The organism is Gaoshiqia sp. US2, from assembly GCF_059705485.1.
This window is the reverse complement of sequence record NZ_AP048550.1, coordinates 3716511-3735471: the sequence shown is the minus strand read 5'-3', so window position 1 is coordinate 3735471 and position 18961 is coordinate 3716511. Positions and strand designations below refer to the sequence as shown.

The following is an 18961-nucleotide window of genomic DNA, read 5'->3' as shown; positions in this document are numbered from 1 at the left end:
ATATATGTGGGAAACTTTAGTTACCAAACCAAAGCCGATAAACAGGGAAACTGGCAGTTGGAGCTTCCGGCTATGACCGCTGGTGGCCCTTACCTGATGAAAGTGAATGTCCTTGAAATCAGCGACATTTTGGTTGGCGATGTCTGGCTGGCATCGGGGCAGTCGAACATGGAACTGCAAATTCGCCGGGTGATGGATTTATATGCTGACGAAATTAGGCAGGTTGACAACCCCAACATTCGGCTGTTCCGCTCGTCCACCCGCAAAGAACCGGATACGGCGCAGGCCGATTATCCCGATGGCTTGTGGTTGCCCGCCACGCAGGAAAATATCATGGATTTTTCGGCTGTCGCCTGGTTTTTTGCCCATGAACTGTACCAAAAGTATCAGGCGCCGGTTGGCATCATCAGCACGGCCATTGGCGGCTCTCCGGCCGAAGCTTGGCTCAGCGAAGAAGCGGTAATCGGCTACCTGGATCAATGGCTGGCCAACCAGGCCCGGATGGACTCCATTCGTGCCAAACGCATCGCCGAAGAAGGGGAAACTCCTCCTTTTAACTGGGGTCTTGAAGTGAATAAACATGATCCGGGGGTTGGCCGTTGGTCGAAAGCGGCGGTGGATGTTTCCGGCTGGCCAAACATTTCATTGCCGGGTTACTGGGCAGATAAAGGCGTGGAACTTCGCAACGGGTCCATTTGGTTTTACAAGGAATTTGAGGTGGCCGATTCGCTGGCAGCGAAAGAAGCCATCCTTCGCCTGGGATGCATCATCGACAGCGATTCGGCTTTTGTGAACGGCAGCTTTGTGGGTACGGTTTCCTATCAATATCCTCCCCGAATTTATTCGATACCGAAAGGTCTGTTGAAGCCCGGTAAAAATAAGCTAATGGTCCGCGTGTTTAGCCAGGGCGGTCGCGGTGGTTTTGTAGAGGAAAAGCCTTACGAAGTCCGTATCGGTTCGCAAACCATTGATCTGACCGGCGATTGGAATTATCACATCGGCGCTGTGCTGAACCCGCCCCGCGAACAGGGTGGCGGCAGTTTTCGGCCCGGAGGTTTATATAACAGCCTCATCCATCCTGCGCTTGGTTACAGCCTGAAGGGGGTGATCTGGTACCAGGGTGAAACCAATGCCGGACGCGGACTGGAATACCGGCAGCTTTTCAGGGATTTGATTACCGACTGGCGCAGACAATTTGACCAGCCCGAGCTGCCTTTTTTGTATGTGCAACTGGCTAATCTCGGAATCCCCGGCAAACAGCCGGTTGAAAGCGGCTGGGCTACCCTGCGCGATGCACAACGGCGGGCGCTGGAATTACCCAATACCGGTATGGCTGTGGCTTTCGACCTGGGCGAGTGGAACGACATTCATCCTTTAAATAAAAAAGAAGTGGGCCGAAGGCTGGCTTTGGAAGCCCGGCGCGTGGCTTACGGCGATGGCGCGGTGGTAAGCTCCGGGCCGCTTTACGAGTCAATGCAGGTGGAAGACGGAGCCATCCTTCTTACCTTTTCGTCGGTCGGGTCCGGCTTGTTTGCCAACAGCCTCCTGCGGGGATTCCAGATTGCCGGCGAAGATGGCCGCTTTGTATGGGCCAACGCGGTCGTACTTTCAAAAAATACAGTGAAGGTTTGGAGTCCAAACGTCAGCAATCCCACCGCGGTGCGCTATGGCTGGGACGATAATCCGGCTGAGGCCAACCTGAAAAATAAGGAAAACCTGCCGGCATCACCCTTTACAACTGAAAATTAAAAACCAATTAATAAAACCTGAATGAATACAACTTCTCAGAACGTTTCTGTTCTTGAAAAAATCGGCTACAGCCTGGGCGACCTGGCGGCCAACCTGGTTTTTCAGACATTAATTACCTACCTGGCCTTTTTTTACACCGACATTTATGGTCTGAAAAACAACGATGCCTCACTGATTATGCTCGTTGTCGGGTTGGTTGCCGCTTTCGTTTTTAACCCGATCGTCGGGGCCATTGCCGACCGCACGCGTTCGCGCTGGGGCAAGTTTCGTCCATGGATTCTGTTCACTTCAGTTCCGTTGGGCGTGGTCGCTTTGCTGGCCTTTTCAACGCCTCATTTTTCGTACCAGGGTAAGCTGTTTTACGCCGCGGCAACCTATACGCTGTTGCTGATGCTTTATGCCTCAAATAACTTACCGTATTCCGCTCTCAGCGGGGTAATTACCGGCGACATGGGCGAGCGCAACAGCATCTCCAGCTATCGCTTTGTGGCCGTGATGTTTGCCCAGTTTTTTGTTCAGGTGTTTATGTTACCCATTATTGAATACGCAGGCGGCGGCGATAAGGCAGCCGGTATGGAAACGGTGATGACCTGGCTGGCCATTGTTGGAACGCTAATGCTGATAATTACTTTTCTGACCACCCGCGAGCGCATTGTGCCCACAGCAGAGCAAGAATCGAGCTTGAAGGAAGACCTGTCTGACCTGATGAAAAACCGTCCGTGGCTGATTATGCTCACCGTTACCATCCTGATTTTCATAACCCTGGCCATGAAGGGTGGCTCTTATGTGTACTACTTTAACAACTATGTCGACCACCGGGTGCTGGAACAGTTTATCAGTCCTGTTCTGGCCGGGCTTTCGGCTATCGGGCTCAACTTTTTTGGGAACGACCCGACCTCGGCTGGTTTTGGTTTATTCAACGCCGGCGGCATCATTTTCATGATTGCCGGAATTGCCCTGTCGAAAAAACTGGCCGACAAATACGGCAAACGCGATGTGTACAGGAATGCCTTAATCGTGTCGACCGCGTTTATCCTGATTTTCTACTTCTTCCCCTCCAAAAGTGTGGGCTTGATGTTCGCCTCGCAAATACTGCATGGTTTCTTCTATGGAATTACCATCCCGGTACTCTGGGCGATGATTGCTGATGTGGCCGACTTCTCTGAATGGAAAAACAACCGCCGGGCGACAGCGATTATTTTCTCGGCCATGATGGTCGGACTGAAAGCCGGTTTGGCTATCGGCGGCGCTTTGGTAACCTGGATCCTGGGCCTGTACGGCTACATAAATAAAGATACAGCAGAGGCCGGTCAAACGATTGTTCAACCCGAATCAGTAACCGCGGGAGTGAAAATGCTTGTGAGTGTTTACCCCTCCATTCCGTTTTTGCTGGCGGCCGGGCTGTTGTTTTTCTATGTGATTAATAAGAACATGGAACTGCAGATTCAGAATGAACTGACGGCTCGCCGGAAATAAAATGAATAACCCGAATTTTCAAACTTAAACAATTCAAAATGAAAAAAATGAAATCCTCTTTTTTATACCTGTTTGTTACCATTCTGCTGCTTCCAGCCTGCAGGGGTGAAACACCGGCAGAAAAGAAGCCGGCGCTAAAAGATGCCTTCGCCGGTAAATTTTACATTGGCGCCGCTTTGAATGCCAGTCAAATTACCGGAAGAGATTCTGCCGGAATTCAAGTTGTTAAAGAACAATTTAATGCCATTGTGGCCGAAAACTGCATGAAAAGCGCGGAGATTCAGCCCCGCGAAGGCGAATTTGATTTCTCCCTGGCCGACCGGTTTGTGGATTTTGGCCTTGAAAACGGGATGTTTATCACCGGGCACTGCCTGATCTGGCACTCGCAGGCTCCGCGGTGGTTTTTTACCGACAGCCTGGGCAATAACGTTTCTGCCGAAGTGATGACTGAGCGGATGAGAAATCACATTTATACGGTGGTTGGCCGCTACAAAGGGAAGATTAAAGGCTGGGATGTGGTGAACGAGGCCATTCTGGAAGATGGCAGTTTCCGAAACAGCAAGTTTTACCAGGTATTGGGCGAAGATTTTATCAGGCTGGCCTTTCAGTTTGCCCACGAAGCCGACCCCGATGCCGAATTGTACTACAACGACTACAACGAGTGGTACCCCGGAAAGCGTGATGCGATTGTGCAAATGATCCGCGGCCTGAAAGCCGGCGGAATCCGCATTGACGGAATCGGCATGCAAGGGCATATTGGTATGGACAGCCCATCGTTGGAAGATTACGAAGCGGCCATCGTGGCATACGCCAATGAAGGCATGAAGGTGATGGTTACAGAATTGGATCTGTCGATTTTGCCTAACCGCAGACGGGACGTAGGAGCAGATATCTCAACGAATATTGAATATCAGCAGGAACTGAACCCTTACACCGATGGTCTGGTCCCGCAGGAAAAACAAGACGGGTGGGACGCCCGGATGCTCGGTTTCTTTGAGTTGTTCCTGAAACATTCGGATGATGTAAGCCGCGTTACGTTATGGGGCGTTTCGGACGGCGATTCGTGGAAAAACAATTTCCCGGTTCGCGGGCGTACCGATTACCCGCTGCTGTTCGACCGGAACCATCAGCCCAAATCAGCAGTAGAAAAAATGATTGAGTTAACGAAAAAGTAGGGGCAAGGCTGTATTAAAAGTCCTTAACAGAATCATCCTGAACTTGTTTCAGGATCTTTTGCGATAAAAGGAAGATACTGAAGTAAGTTCGGCCTGACATCTGAAAATGTAAAAGACAAAGAACCATATGAAAAAAGCAAGATACCTGGTGCCGTACCTGTACACGGCCGATCCGGCAGTGCATGTGTTCAACGGCAAACTGTACATTTACCCCTCGCACGATATCGAATCGGGGATTCCCGAGAACGACAACGGCGATCATTTTGATATGCGCGACTACCATGTTTTTTCAATGGATGATGTCGACGGAGAAGTAACCGATCATGGGGTAGCGCTCGATGTGAAAGACATTCCCTGGGCAGGCCGCCAGTTGTGGGACTGCGATTGTGCCTGCAAAGACGGCAGGTATTATTTGTACTTTCCGCTGAAAGACCAAACCGATATTTTCCGCATCGGGGTAGCCATCGCCGATCAACCTGAAGGCCCCTTCGTTCCGCGGGATGCGCCCATGAAGGGCAGCTACTCGATCGACCCCTGCGTGTTTTGCGACGACGACGGTTCGTTTTACCTGTACTTTGGCGGTTTGTGGGGAGGCCAGCTGCAACGCTACCGGAACAACAAAGCCATTGAATGCGGGCACGAACCCAAGGACGATGAGCCGGCTTTGCCATCGCGCGTGGTGAAACTAAGCGACAACATGCTTGAATTTGGCGAACAACCGCGTGAAGTCATCATCGTGGATGAAAACGGTGAACAACTGAAAGCCGGCGACCACAACCGTCGTTTTTTCGAAGCCTCCTGGATGCACAAATACCAAGGCAAATACTACTTTTCCTACTCAACCGGTAACACCCATCAGTTGTGCTATGCAGTGGGCGACAACCCCTACGGGCTGTTTACTTACAAAGGGGTCATCCTCACCCCGGTGGTGGGCTGGACAACCCATCATTCGATTGTTGAGTTCAACGAAAAATGGTACCTGTTTTTTCACGACAGCCTGCCATCGGGTGGTAAAACCTGGCTGCGAAGCATCAAAGTAGCGGAGCTGGAATACAACGAAGACGGAACGATTAAAACGTTTGATGGAGGAGGGGAATAAAACCAGTCCTTGTGTATCAGGAAACAAAAGGCAGCAGGCATTTCTACGCTGGGAAATGTCCGCTGCCTTTTTATGGAATGCCTTTAGGGGTACTCTTTTCTTCATAAGTATCTGCTTAAAAATATAACGTCCCGACCCCTGTTTCAATTAACAATGTGTTTTGAATTGTCAATTTCAAACACTTGTTTTTGTTTATTTCTAAATTCGATCCTGTTTGAGAAAATATTGTATCTCAATGGCACATCCTCGATGTGGATACTGTTGTTAATGTTTACTTCGCCCGGAATAAATATTGTCATTCAAATAGGGTGTACCGTCAAAATCACGATAGCCGTTGTTGTAAAAGGCGCCGGATTTATTCTTTTCAAATGATAGCAGGTCTGAGAACGAACTTAAGTCAGCTATTGTAAAAGCTTGCGGAAATCCCATATAGCTGAAGATCAAGCTAAATATAAAAAGAAATGTAACATGAATAAAATCACGTGTTTATGAAACAGGCTTTTCAAAAAGACGAGAAGATGTTTATCCTTTTGGAGTTATTCCCGCATAGTCTGGAGGACACTCACTTGCCAATTTGCGAAAAAAACAACAGACTCCGTAAGCCTGTTGTTTTTATTGTGATGTTTAATCTTCCGGTGCAGAAAGATTAAGATGGATACTAAAAACGGTTGCCTCTCTATTTTAGTGAGTTGCAAATTTGCTGGTTAATCTTCTTTAACCGGTCTTCTTCCAGCTTAACGACTTTGCGGTCGTAAGTCATCAGCCCGTTTATCTCACCTTCAACATCGGTTGTCTGGGTGTAAACGGCAGCCGAGAAACCGGCTTTGATCAGTTTCAGCAATTCTTCCCCGTATTTGACGTATTCATCGGTAACTTCTTTTGAATTTTTGAACTGAACGTATCCCCAGTTCCGGTCGGTTGCCCAAAGATGATTTTCAAGGGCCAATCCAATACCTCCGTATTCACCTAATACGGTTGCCCGTTGCGCATCATACAAAAACATGCTGGGGCCCGGGTAATGGTGCAAATCGAGCATGTCGCCCACCGGATAGTGATTACCCCCGCTGGCCGGGTTTACAAGGCGGCTTGGGTCGTAAGCTTTTGTCCATTCCACGATCTCGGCAGTTTTAAATTGGCCCCAGGCTTCGTTAAATGGTACCCAGCAAACCACTGAAGGGTTGGAATACAAGTAGTCCATGATGCCCTTCCACTCTGCCCGGTAATTGGCTTCCGATTCGGCGCTCCTGATGAGCTCATTCCCGTTAAAATATTGGCGTGGTTGCCATTGCGGAGAATGACCGCCGTTGGGCATATCTTGCCAAACCAGGATTCCCAGCTGGTCGCAGTGTGTGTACCAACGGGCGGGTTCAACTTTCACGTGTTTGCGGATCATGTTGTAACCTAACTCCTTGGTTTTGATGATGTCGTATTTCAGTGCTTCATCTGTGGGGGCGGTGTACAAACCATCCGGCCACCAGCCCTGGTCGAGTGGGCCAAACTGGAAAAGATCTTTGTTGTTTAATTGCAGCCGGACAATTCCGTTGGCATCTCTCTTTGTAGATACTTTACGCATGGCAAAATAACTGTCAACCTGGTCGACAACTTTTCCGTTGCTGATTAGTCTGACTTTTAAATCATATAAGAACGGTGAATCCGGACTCCAAAGCTTTTGGTCAGCAATCGAAATGTCAACTTTCTGATTCGCTGAAGCTTTTACGGTAGTTATTTTTGTATTTCCGTCAAATACGTCTACTTCGTAAATATCGGCGAAATTGGTCCCGCAGGAAGTTACTTCAACGGTCAGACGGTTTTTATCAATGTCTGGTGTGGTACGGATTGTTTTAATATGTTTTTCGGCTACCGGTTCCATCCATACCGTTTGCCAGATTCCGGTTACAGGCGTGTACCAGATTCCTTCGGGACGACCGGTTTGTTTGCCGCGTGGTTGATAACCCCTCTCGGAAGGATCCCAAACTTTTACCACCAGTTTTTGCCCGCCCGACTTTTTCAGAAAAGGAGTAATATCAAATGAAAACGGCGTGTAACCGCCTTCGTGTGTTCCCACTTTAACATCGTTTACCCAAATATCCGATTGCCAGTCGACAGCGCCGAAGTGCAGCAGGATATTTTTGCTTTTCCAGCTGGCAGGGACAGTAAAACTCCGCTTGTACCAGAGCTCATTTTCATCGCCAACTCTTTTTTGTACCCCGGATATACTGGATTCAACGGCGAACGGAACCAGGATTTGGCCATCATAAGCCGTAGGTTCTGTTTGCCCTGCTTTGGTGATGGCATATTCCCACAGTCCGTTCAGGTTTTCCCAATCACCACGTTCCATCAACGGGCGGGGGTATTCGGGAAGCACGTTGTTGACATCGATTTTTTCGGCCCAGGCCGTTTTGATCTTGTCGCCCGCCGGTTGCCAACCTTGCGAAAAAACAGTTGTCGCCAGGAGCGCCAATGTCATGAGTAGTACTGGTCTTTTCATGTTAAAATAGTTTTTCATTTATTAGATATATCGACTTTATCAGTCATTAACTTTCGTTTTTAGATACAAGTTAATTTATTGTTTTACTCACATGACAAACGATTTTCAGCGCATAGTTCATGGATTTCGCTTTTATTGCGGTCGCTGCGAGCAGACCTGCCCTTTTTAAATTGATGCCGGAAGAATCAAAAGGTGGAAAAAGTCGATCAGGTAGTGAGTAGTTTTCGGGCCGGGGTTGTATTTTTTACAGTTCGGTTTGTAAAAATTTGATTAGTTTAGATTCCAATGCGTATAACGGAATGATCCGGGAGCGCATTGGTTTCTTTCTAAGAACATTTCTTAATGGTTTTGATTATGAAAACAGGGGTGAGGATTTTATGGTTGTTTATTGGAATGGTGCTGCTGTTCAGCTGTCAGTCTGATAAAACAAAGGTGATATCAAACCCGGTGTTGCCGGGAGATAACCCAAATCCTTCGGTTATAAAAATAGGTGACAGCTATTACGCGTCGACGACCAGCAATGAATGGTCGCCCTTGTTCCCGATCTATAAATCAACCGATTTGCATCATTGGGAATTGATTTCATATGTATTTCCGGGTGGGGCGCCTGATTGGGCGCAGAATAACTTTTGGGCCCCCGAACTAAGTTATGATGAGGAGCAGCAAAAGTTATATGTGTATTATACCGGCCGGGTAAAGCGTACAAACAAAATTACCATTGCTGTGGCTAGTGCCGACAGCCCGGAAGGGCCGTTTTATGACCAGGGACCATTGAAGTTTGACCTGGAAGAAACAATTGATCCGTTTGAAGTGCGGGACGAAAACGGCAATTTGTATTTAGTTTGGAAAGAAATTTATTCTCCGGGCCGGCCGGCTGTTATTTGGACACAATCGATAAGCGATGATCGTACCACACTGATTGGCCCCAAACATGAACTCATCAGGAATGACCAGGAATGGGAAGAGCATATTGTTGAAGGTCCGTCGATCTTCAGAAGAGGCGATTATTTCTATCTGTTGTATTCGGCGGGCAATTGTTGCGACCAGGCTTGTAACTATAAAATAGGGGTGGCCCGGGCCAAAAATCTACTCGGCCCCTGGGAAAAGTACAAAGCAAATCCGGTACTGAGAGATAACGATGACTGGAAGTGCCCGGGAACAGGGAACGTGGTGAAAAAGAACAAGGATTATTATTTGTTGTTTCATGCCTATAAAGCCGATGGAGGCGATTATATCGGGAGGGAAGGACTGTTGGAGAAAATCCATTGGACTGACGATCATTGGCCCCGTTTTGAACCATCAAGCCTGATCAATACACAAAAAAGCAAGATCGATTATGTGGATGACTTTACGCGGGCATTGGCGCCTGTCTGGCAATGGAGGGCAACGCAACAACTCAGTTATGCAACCGGCGAAAGCGGACTGATGTTAGCAGCATCCGTGGAAAATGATTTGTTGGGAAGCTTGCTGGGACAACCGGTAAGGTCGAAAAACTTTGAAATAACGGCAACAATTGATTTAAACCTGACCGGGCATAAGGTGAATGGCGGGATTGTATTGATTGGGGCAACCAATAATGGTTTTGGAGCGCCGGTTGCCGGGATTGGGATTTCTGCCGGGCAGGATTTGATCGAAGTTTGGAGGACCTGCGCAAAAGAAACAAATATTTACGAGGCAATCCCCTCGAAAGCGTACGGCGATCTGATTGAACTAAAAATGGAAATTACAAACGGCGATTTGTTACAGTTCTCGGTCTTTAACGGACAAAATTGGGACATGATTGCCGATTCGATTGATGCTTCAGCATACGTTCCCTGGGGCATGGGCTTCAGGTGGGGGCTGGCAGCCAAAGGCGAAGCAAATGAATTTGTCAATATCCGCCAGGTTCGTCTGAAAAACCGGTAGTTTGTTATGAAATGAATGATAATTGAATTTTATTGGATATTTAATTTTAAAGAACTAACAATAACGATCGATTGACGAAAGCACCTGAACATATTGACAGGCAATTGCTGAAAAAGCTGAAAGGCGGTGATATGAAAGCGTTTCAGCTAGTTTTTGCTGCATACAGTCAAAATCTTTTGCATTTTACTTTTTCATACCTGAAAGATCAGTACGAAGCAGAAGAAATTGTCCAGGATGTATTTCTTCGGATTTGGGAAATCAGGAAAGATATTGACGAGGAGAAATCATTTAAAAGTTTTATCTACCGCATGACGGTGAATAAAGTGTTCAATCATCTTAAACATCAGGTTGTCCGGAAAAAATATGAAACCTATCTGAGCCAGTCCGGTCAGTCGTTTGACGAAAGTCCCGAAGCCCGGCTGCACTATCAGGAACTGGAACAAAAAATACAGGGCATTCTTCAAAAACTTCCGGAACAGCAGCGTAATATATTTCAAATGAGCAGAATGGAAGGAATGTCGAATTCCGAAATCTCCGACAAACTGGAATTGTCGATCCGTACCGTTGAAAATCAGATCTACCGGGCGAATAAATTTTTGAAAGAACAGATGAAAAATGAATACCTGTGTATTTTGTTTTTCCTCAGCGCTTTTTTATAAAATGAATGCAACACGCCGGGACAATCCGTTCTCTGAATTTTTTTGGTAACTGAATGAGTAGTAAAATCGGCTTTAATTGTATTAAGAGTGAAATGAAAAACAGACAAAATATCGTATCAAAATTTGACGACTTGCTTGAGAAATTTCAGGCGGGAGAATGTTCGTTAGCCGAATTATATGAGCTTCAGGTATATTTTCAGGAAGAAGATTTGTCCCGTTTTCTTAAAGATAACATGTTACGCCGACTGGATCAGGAAGAGGCTCAGCGTTCTGTCGCATTTAACAGCGACCGGCTTTTTGAAAAACTGGAACATCAAATAAGTTTGAACAAACGGCAGAGGAAGGTTCGTAGGTTGATCGTCGAACTGAACCGGATACGTGTTGCGGCGATTATTATTTTCTCTTTTTTACTGGGAGGAACCGCTGTTTTCTTCCTGAGCGATCCGTTGAATGAGGATGAAGGGGAATCTTATTGCGAGGTTGTTGCCCCGCTTGGAGCCAAATCCCGAGTGATCCTGCCCGATAATTCGGTAGTCTGGTTAAATGCCGGCAGTAAACTAAGATATTCAACCAGTTTTAATAAAGATAACCGGAACCTGAGCCTGGAAGGTGAAGCCTATTTCCAGGTGACAAAAAATAAACTTCTTCCTTTTGTGGTTGATGCTTTTGGATTTCAGGTAAAAGCAGTCGGCACCGAATTCAATGTAAAAGCCTACGAAGAAGATCCGACCATAGAAACCACCTTGATCGAAGGGAAAGCCCTCCTGGCTCACCGAACCGAATTAATTACGAGCGATGTTTCTTTAGGCCCTAAATATAAAGCAACCTTTTATCGGCAGGACGCCGGATTTGAGATCAAGACCGGACAACCGCGCCTGGTGATCAGTCCAAATACCGATCCGCTTCCGTTAATCTCGTGGAAAGATGACCGGTTTTTCTTCAAAAGTGAATCATTAAATGATCAGGGGATTCAAAAAGATGCCGATGTAATGATTCATCCTGCTTCCGGCTTAACCGACAGGACACCCAACCGAAAAGACTTGCCCGTATGATTTGGTTTTGAATGACCTATATTCAATATAAAAATATTATTTGCTCTGTAAAACTAAAACAATGAAACGAATTAGCCTCAACTTGTGCCTATTATTAACTGTACTGATTAGTTGTTCAGCTTGTAATGCTGAACGGAAAGATGACGGAACAACCGTTGTTTCCCGTCCCGAAATAAATCAGCAAAACGATTTTTATTTAAGTAACCGGGCGCCGTTGCAGCCGGCCCACTTCATCAAATTACCTTTAGGGAGCATTCAGCCCGAAGGCTGGATTTTGAAATTGCTGGAATTACAGAAAGACGGCTTATGTGGCCACCTGGGCGAAATCAGCGCCTGGCTCGAAAAAGACAACAATGCCTGGCTGTCGGAAGGGGGAGACCACGGTTGGGAAGAAGTTCCTTATTGGTTGCGTGGTTATGCCGATATGGCTTTTATCTTTAACGATGAGGAAATGAAAAAGGAAGCGATGATCTGGATTGACGCCATCCTGAGCAGTCAGCGGGAAAACGGTTGGTTTGGCCCCGAAGTCCGCTCGGGAAACGGAAACCTGGATTACTGGTCGAATATGATTGTCCTTTTCACCTTGCAGAATTATTATGAATACTCCGGCGACCAGCGGGTAATTGATTTTATGACCCGGTATTTTCGGTTTGAAATGACCGTGCCGGATAATGAATTCTTGTCGAGTTACTGGGAAAACAGCCGGGGAGGAGATAACCTTTACAGTGTGTACTGGCTGTACAACCAGACCGGAGAAGCCTTTTTACTGGAACTGGCCGAAAAGATCCACCGGAATACTGCCGATTGGACCCGGAAATCAACCCTGCCCAACTGGCATAATGTGAATATTGCCCAATGTTTCCGCGAACCGGCTACCTGGTTCTTGCAATCAGGCGATTCAGCTCACCTTGAAGCCACTTATCATGTCCATGACCTGATCCGTCGTACCTTCGGACAGGTGCCGGGCGGTATGTTTGGTTCCGACGAAAATTCCCGCTTGGGCTATATCGATCCGCGACAGGGAACAGAAACCTGCGGTTTTGCCGAGCAAATGACTTCTGACGGGATACTGATGTGCCTGACCGGTGACCCGCTCTGGGCCGATCATTGCGAAGATGTTTTATTCAACAGTTTTACGGCCGCTTTTACCCCTGATATGAAAGCATTACGCTACATCACCTGCCCGAACGGCGTCACCGCTGATGCCGATAATCACCACCCGGGAATCGATAACCACGGACCTTTCCTCACCATGAACCCCTTTAGCAGCCGTTGCTGCCAGCATAACCACGGACATGCGCTTCCTTATTATCTGCAAAACCTGGTGATGGCCAGTAACGACAATGGCTTGGCAGCCATCATGTATAATTCGTGCAAAACAACAGCTAAGGTAGGAAACGGGACTGACGTGACTTTAGTGGAAGAAACCCGTTATCCTTTTGAGGAACAGGTTCGTTTTACTATTCACACCAACGAAACGGTGTCGTTTCCGTTTTATCTGCGCATTCCCGGATGGTGTGAACAGGCTTCGGTCAGTCTGAATGGCAAAAACCTGAAAATACAAGCAAGCCCGGGTGCATACGTCAGGCTTGAACGCGAATGGTCCGACGGTGATCAACTGATTCTGAGTTTGCCGATGAAACTGTCATCACGCTCCTGGCAGGTCAACCAGAATAGTGTGTCGGTTGATTACGGGCCGCTGACTTTTTCATTAAAAATTGAAGAAGAGTATAAAAAGATCAGCAGCATCCGGTCGGCGATCGGCGATTCAAAATGGCAGGCTGACGCCGATCCTGAAAAATGGCCGGCTTTTACCATCGACCCGAAAAGTCCGTGGAACTATGGGCTGATTCTGGATAAAAACAATCTTTCAGGTTCACTGAAAATTGTGAAAAACGGATGGCCTGCCGATCACTACCCGTTCTCGGCAGAAAGTACGCCAATCGAAATACAGGCCAAAGGTCGTCAAATCCCTTCGTGGGGTATCGACCGGTACGGTTTGGTGGATGTTCTCCCAAGATATCCTGTAAAAACCAGCGAACCGGTTGAAGACATTAAGCTGATCCCAATGGGAGCAGCACGGTTAAGAATTTCGGCTTTTCCTGCTTTGACTGAATAAGGGATACGAAGCGGCAGGATAAAATTTGTCAGGAAAGAGTTATTTTTACGTTCAGATCTCTAAAAAAACTGACGGCTAAAACGTTCCATCCTTAATCTGGTAACGGACAGGCTGTTTTTCAAAATGAATTAACTATGTATCGTTTAATCTGTTCTTTCCTGTTGTTGAGCCTTATATCAGGTGCTCAGGCGCAACCCGTTGATAATCAATTTAAGCGACCGCTCAGGAGTGTTCTGGGCGATATAGAAATCCGTTTCGGTGTTAAGTTTCAATATGCCGAAAACCTGGTGGATACCTTGAATGTGGAATATGCTCAATGGCGTTTCCGGAACGACCTGAACGAAACATTGCACCAGGTACTGACACCATTAAGCTTGGTTTTTACCAGGAATGTAGATGGCTCGTACCGGATTGAACCGTTTCGGTATCACGTCAGGCCGGTAGAAGAAGGCCGGCTACACTTGCAAAAACTGGCTGATTTATACCTTGATCTCCCAGCCTGGGAAAAGCGGAAAGAAGCTTTGAGATCCTGTATCTTCAGGGCCTTGGACTTATCTCCCTTGCCCGGGAAAAACTCTCTGAACCCGGTTTATACTCCAAAACTAATCATGAATGGTTACACGGTTGAACAGGTGGCCATTGAAACGCTTCCAGGGGTATTTCTTAGTGGAAGCTTATATAAACCGGCAAAGATTAAAAAGCGCCATCCGGCGGTTTTATTGGCCCAGGGCCATGGAGAGGCTCAGCATTACCACGAAAGTTCGCAAAAATTGGCGGCTTCGTTGGCACGTATGGGGGCAGTGGTGTTTAGTTACGATATGTTTGCCAAAGGCGAATCCGGATTGCAGTTTGCCTTTGAAGATCACCGTACCGGTATGGCGCAAACCATGCAAACCTGGAACAGCATCAGGGCCCTTGATTTTTTATATTTTTTACCGGAAGTGGATGCCGGAAAAATTGCGATGACCGGAGCTTCAGGCGGGGGAACGCAAACTTTTCTGCTGGCTGCCCTCGACGACCGGATTGCTGTGAGCGCTCCGGTCGTGATGGTTTCATCGTGGTTTTATGGCGGTTGTCCCTGCGAAAGCGGAATGCCTGTTCATGCTTGCGGCGAATGGGGAACCAACAATGCTGAATTGGCGGCTATGGTTTCGCCAAAACCACTTCTCGTTGTATCCGATGGTGGCGACTGGACCTCTCATGTCCCTGAAATCGAATTTCCGTATATTCAGCAGGTCTACGGTTTGTATCACAAAACCGATATGGCGGAGAATGCTCACTTCCCGAATGAAGCGCACGACTATGGGCCGTCAAAACGAAAGGCTGTTTATTCCTTTTTGGCCAAACATCTGGGCCTGGATTTAACCCGGATCCAGGATAAAAGAGGGAATGTTAATGAATCCGGAATTACCATCCAGACACGTGAAAATATGCTGGTGTTTGGAAAAAACGGAGAGAAGCTTCCTTCCCATGCCATTTCCGGAATCGACGAATTGAAAAGCTTACTGATGGATAATCGGTAAGCTTTTGATATACTGCATATTTTTAGTCTTATCGAAGCTGGCATGGATGAATCATCGGTATAATTTGGTTGATTGGTGAGTAAATGAGCTGGCTTAGTTGTATGATCATATTGACGGGATTGTTTGCTGTAAGCCCCGAAATCAGCTTATGGCTCCGATGCCCGTTATAGAACTAAACCCAAATTTTATCTGAATGAAGAAAATCAACATGAGCGCTGTTTTCATTTTTTTGACTTTTATATGTACAAACTGCGGAAAAGCAGAAGGTATAAAAGAGGAGAAGATCGAACCGACTTTTACCAACCCCGTTTGGGACGGAGCCGATCCTTGGCTGACCAAACAGGGAGACGAGTATGTTTATTGTTATTCGGCGAACAACAGTATTGTTGTTTCGCGTTCAAAATACATGACTAAAAAAGGCGAACTGAAACGGGTTTGGCAGGCCCCTGCCACAGGCTGGAACAGCCACAGTGTTTGGGCGCCCGAAATTCATTTTATCGATGGGCGCTGGTACGTTTATTATGCAGCCGGCAGTACCCCCGGTTCGCCGTTTATCAATCAGCGTACCGGCGTTTTGCGCTCTAAGACAGCCGATGTTTTCAGCGACTACGAAGATATGGGCATGTTGTATACAGGCGATAAGCCAAACGATCCGCAAAGCAACGTTTGGGCCATTGATATGACGGTGTTTAAACACCAGGACAAACTCTTCGCTGTCTGGTCGGGTTGGTTGGAGCAAAAAGACACGGATGCAACACCTCAGCATCTGTATATTCAGGAAATGGAAAATCCCTACACGCTGAAAGGCGTCCGGGTGTTGCTTTCTTCGCCCGAAGAAAACTGGGAATCAGGCGGCCCGCTGAATTTGAATGAAGGGCCACAGATTCTGAAAAACGACGACAAGGTATTTATCGTTTATTCCTGCCGCGAGTCGTGGCTGGTCGAATACCGCCAGGGCATGCTGCAATTGAATGATCCTGACTCCGATTTACTGAATCCGGCCAACTGGACAAAAAAAGGACCGGTTTTCCAGGGAAACTCACAGGTTTACGGGGTGGGGCACTGTTCATTTGTCAAATCGCCTGACCATACCGAAGACTGGATTATTTATCACTCCAAAAAAGATACAAATCCGGGTTGGAACCGCGATGTACGCATGCAACCGTTTACCTGGAATGCCGATGGGACGCCCAACTTTGGAACCGCCGTTCCTGCCGGTAAGGCCATTAACCGCCCTTCGGGTGAAGTGGAAATTGAAACAGCTGAATCGGGTACTTCTCATTAAACCTAAAAGCGTAAACTAATGAAGCGACGAAATTTTTTGCAAACCGTTACCGGTGGAGCGGCAGCTTGTTTTTCGGCCAGTCCTTTAACTGGTTATTCGGTTTTAACCGGTGGCGAAAATGATTTGAGTTACCACACGATTGAAAAGGTATTAACCAAAAAAGTCAGGATACAATACCCGCGCTTTGTCAGTAAAAATGCCATTCGCGGAAATCATGGCTGGGGCTACGACGAAACCATTTGTGAACTGGTGACCAACCAGGGGGCTAAAGGCTGGGGCGTCACCCTTTGGGGCCGTTCGGCCGATGAAGCATCCGCCTACCTGGTAGGTAAAAAAGTGTCGGATTTATTTGCTCCCGAACTTGGATTGATCGACCCGAAAGGCGCCTATGCTGACATTGCCCTGCACGACCTGGCCGGGAAAATTCTGAATAAACCGGTTTATGAACTGATGGGGGCAGGTCAGCCCGAAACGGCGGTTTGTTACAGTGGTATGATTTATTTTGATGATTTGACACCCTTTTATAATCAACCGATGGGCGTAGACATCATTCTGAAAGAGTGTCAGTTCGACTATGATTTGGGCTATCGCCAGTTCAAACTGAAAATTGGCCGGGGCAACAAATGGATGCCAAAGACAGCTGGCATTCAGCGGGATATTGAAGTCACCAAATTGGTGGCCGATGCTTTTCCTGATTGCGATATTTTGGTAGATGGAAATGACGGTTATCCGCTCGAAGATTTTGAACAATACCTGAAGGGAATTGAAGGCGTCAGGCTTTTTTGGATTGAAGAACCCTTTCGCGAAACCATCGAAGATTATACAAAACTGAGGTCGTTATTGAAGGAACTGGGTATTGAAACGCTTTTGGCCGACGGAGAAGCATCGCCCGATCAGAATTTTCTGAGGCAGTTAATGGAGTTGAAGTTGATGGATGTGCATTTGACCGATATTCAGGATATTGGCTATACCGGTTGGCGCAAGTTAATGCCCGAACTGAAACGGCTCAACGTGTTTGCTTCGCCGCATGCCTGGGGCTCGCAAATCAAAACCAATGCGGTGGCTCATTTAACCGGCGCGTATGGCAATACCGTCACCATCGAAGGAGTCACCTGTATTTCGGATGATGTTGACTTGGGGAATTACCGGTTGAAGGACGGGAAGTTGATTCCCTCTTCTGAACCCGGTTTTGGAATGACACTCTATAAATAATCGGATATGATACGAACAATCAATTTCAGAGCGCAGATTTTACTTCTAATGGCAGGCCTTTGTTTTTTTTCATGCACTCAAAAGCCTGAAACAGTACAGATCGAAAACCCTTTACCGGTCGAGTTTGGCGATCCTTACATCCTGAAAGCATCTGATGGTTTGTATTACATGATCGGGACCGGGGGAGTGGAAGATGGTTTTAAAATGTACTCTTCAACCGATCTGACCGACTGGAACGACGAAGGGCGGATTTACCAGGGAAATACCGATGAGTCATGGGGGATTGCTAACTTTTGGGCTCCCGAATTATATGAGATTGACGGTAAATTTTACCTGCTCTTCAGCGCCGACTGGCGCAAAAACCCGACCAACGAACTGGAAAATTTCCGCATTGGAGTGGCTGTTTCCGAAACGCCAACAGGGCCTTATACCGATTTGTACAATCGTCCGGTTTTTGATCCGGGTTATCCGGTGATCGATGGTAACCTGCTGTTTGAAAACGGGAAAGTATACCTCTACTATTCCCGCTGCTGCTATAAAAATCCGGTAGAAAGCGAAGTAGCCGACTGGGCCCGCCAGCAGGGGATGTTCGATGAAATTGAGGAAAGCTGGATATATGGTGTGGAGATGAAACCTGACTTTTCAGGCATCATCGGCGAGCCTGAATTACTGCTGCGTCCGCCGGTGAGCATGGACGACACACAAGCTGAATGGGAAAGCCGGTCGGTTACTTCGGGCGAGGTGAACCGGCGCTGGACCGAAGGTTCCTACATTTTCAAAAACAGGGATACCTACTATATGATGTATTCGGCCAATTTTTTTGGCGGAAAAAACTATGCCGTTGGCTATGCTACCTCAAAATCGCCGCTCGGACCGTTTGAGAAAGCGGCAAACAACCCGGTGTTGCAAAAGAATGCGGAGCAAGGCGGTATAGTAACCGGTACCGGCCATAACTCAATCACCCTGGCTCCCAACGGAAAAGACATGCTGTGTGTGTATCACGGACGGACCGAAAAGACGGGTGAAAACCGGCTCGTATTCATCGATCGCATGGAAGTGCTCGATGACGGGACCCTGGTGGTACACGGGCCAACAACAAAATACGACTCACAACAGAACAAATAGATATTTACACTCCTCATCACAATAAGGGAGAATACCGCCCGGTATTCTCCCTTACGCCGGGAAAATATCACTATAAAATGGGATTGTACGCCTA

Annotated in this window: 14 protein-coding genes; 13 read left to right on the top strand and 1 reads right to left on the bottom strand. The window is 47.3% G+C overall.

What is annotated here, in order from left to right; genetic code table 11:
- The first annotated feature begins 6 nt into the window (after positions 1-6).
- From AC6H3C_RS15050 to AC6H3C_RS15030, 5 genes are all read left to right on the top strand, one after another.
- Entirely contained in the window at positions 7-1749 is a 1743-nt protein-coding gene (locus AC6H3C_RS15050; RefSeq protein WP_497516225.1) for a sialate O-acetylesterase, read from the top strand.
- 21 nt (positions 1750-1770) lie between these two features.
- A complete protein-coding gene (locus AC6H3C_RS15045; protein WP_497516224.1) occupies positions 1771-3225 on the top strand; it encodes an MFS transporter in 1455 nt (484 codons plus the stop codon).
- Between the two features lie 38 nt (positions 3226-3263).
- Positions 3264-4400 (top strand): endo-1,4-beta-xylanase, encoded by a 1137-nt coding sequence (locus AC6H3C_RS15040; protein WP_497516223.1) that lies wholly within the window; start codon positions 3264-3266, stop codon positions 4398-4400.
- Between the two features lie 127 nt (positions 4401-4527).
- Entirely contained in the window at positions 4528-5499 is a 972-nt protein-coding gene (locus AC6H3C_RS15035; protein ID WP_497516222.1) for a glycoside hydrolase family 43 protein, read from the top strand.
- Between the two features lie 488 nt (positions 5500-5987).
- On the top strand, positions 5988-6149 hold the full coding sequence (locus AC6H3C_RS15030) for a hypothetical protein (protein WP_497516221.1): 162 nt from the start codon (positions 5988-5990) through the stop codon (positions 6147-6149).
- Between the two features lie 26 nt (positions 6150-6175).
- On the opposite strand, the gene AC6H3C_RS15025 is transcribed toward AC6H3C_RS15030, so the two are convergent.
- Positions 6176-7987 carry a glycoside hydrolase family 2 protein gene (locus tag AC6H3C_RS15025; RefSeq protein WP_497516220.1) on the bottom strand — a complete coding sequence of 604 codons (1812 nt, stop codon included), beginning with the start codon at positions 7985-7987 and terminating at the stop codon, positions 6176-6178.
- A gap of 354 nt (positions 7988-8341) precedes the next feature.
- On the opposite strand from AC6H3C_RS15025, the gene AC6H3C_RS15020 reads away from it, so the two are divergent.
- From AC6H3C_RS15020 to AC6H3C_RS14985, 8 genes are all read left to right on the top strand, one after another.
- Complete coding sequence (locus AC6H3C_RS15020; protein ID WP_497516219.1) at positions 8342-9892, top strand: family 43 glycosylhydrolase; 1551 nt, start codon at positions 8342-8344, stop codon at positions 9890-9892.
- 71 nt (positions 9893-9963) lie between these two features.
- Positions 9964-10551: an RNA polymerase sigma-70 factor gene (locus tag AC6H3C_RS15015; protein WP_497516218.1), complete on the top strand. Its 588-nt coding sequence runs from the start codon at positions 9964-9966 to the stop codon at positions 10549-10551.
- Between the two features lie 92 nt (positions 10552-10643).
- Positions 10644-11603: a FecR family protein gene (locus tag AC6H3C_RS15010; RefSeq protein ID WP_497516217.1), complete on the top strand. Its 960-nt coding sequence runs from the start codon at positions 10644-10646 to the stop codon at positions 11601-11603.
- A gap of 61 nt (positions 11604-11664) precedes the next feature.
- Positions 11665-13722 carry a beta-L-arabinofuranosidase domain-containing protein gene (locus AC6H3C_RS15005; protein WP_497516216.1) on the top strand — a complete coding sequence of 686 codons (2058 nt, stop codon included), beginning with the start codon at positions 11665-11667 and terminating at the stop codon, positions 13720-13722.
- 134 nt (positions 13723-13856) lie between these two features.
- A complete protein-coding gene (locus tag AC6H3C_RS15000; protein WP_497516215.1) occupies positions 13857-15245 on the top strand; it encodes an alpha/beta hydrolase family protein in 1389 nt (462 codons plus the stop codon).
- Positions 15246-15438: 193 nt separating this feature from the next.
- The gene (locus AC6H3C_RS14995; protein ID WP_497516214.1) at positions 15439-16530 is read left to right on the top strand and encodes a glycoside hydrolase family 43 protein; all 1092 of its coding nucleotides are present in this window, start codon (positions 15439-15441) and stop codon (positions 16528-16530) included.
- A gap of 18 nt (positions 16531-16548) precedes the next feature.
- Positions 16549-17742 (top strand): enolase C-terminal domain-like protein, encoded by a 1194-nt coding sequence (locus AC6H3C_RS14990; protein WP_497516213.1) that lies wholly within the window; start codon positions 16549-16551, stop codon positions 17740-17742.
- A 6-nt stretch (positions 17743-17748) separates the two neighbouring features.
- Positions 17749-18867, top strand: coding sequence for a glycoside hydrolase family 43 protein (locus tag AC6H3C_RS14985; RefSeq protein ID WP_497516212.1), 1119 nt, complete (start codon positions 17749-17751; stop codon positions 18865-18867).
- The last annotated feature ends 94 nt before the right edge of the window (positions 18868-18961 follow it).